We start from the raw sequence: 507 nt of genomic DNA on the forward strand, positions 1-507 counted from the left end.
GTCTCGGGCCGCGGCGTCGGCATGGACGTGGTGCGCACCAATATCGACCAGATCGGCGGCACCATCGACATCAAGTCGGTGGCCGGCGAGGGCTCCTCCGTCACCATCAAGATCCCGCTGACCCTCGCCATCGTCTCCGCGCTGATCGTGGAAGCCGCCGGCGACCGCTTTGCCATCCCGCAGCTGTCGGTGGTCGAGCTGGTCCGCGCCCGCGCCAACAGCGAGCACCGCATCGAGCGCATCAAGGACACGGCCGTCCTGCGGCTGCGCAACAAGCTGCTGCCGCTGATCCATCTGAAGAAGCTGCTCAAGATCGACGACGGCGCCGCCAGCGATCCCGAGAACGGCTTCATCGTGGTCACCCAGGTCGGCAGCCAGACTTTTGGCATCGTCGTCGACGGCGTGTTCCACACCGAAGAAATCGTGGTCAAGCCGATGTCGACGAAACTGCGTCACATCGACATGTTCTCCGGCAACACCATCCTGGGCGATGGCGCCGTGATCATG

At 64.5% G+C, this 507-nt stretch carries 1 protein-coding gene; it reads left to right on the forward strand.

The window, feature by feature from the left end; genetic code table 11:
* A partial coding sequence (locus XI08_RS09795) for a chemotaxis protein CheW (protein ID WP_271574262.1) occupies nt 1–507 on the forward strand: 507 nt, incomplete at both ends.

It is taken from the genome of Bradyrhizobium sp. CCBAU 11361, assembly GCF_028128935.1.
GTDB lineage: Bacteria > Pseudomonadota > Alphaproteobacteria > Rhizobiales > Xanthobacteraceae > Bradyrhizobium > Bradyrhizobium niftali.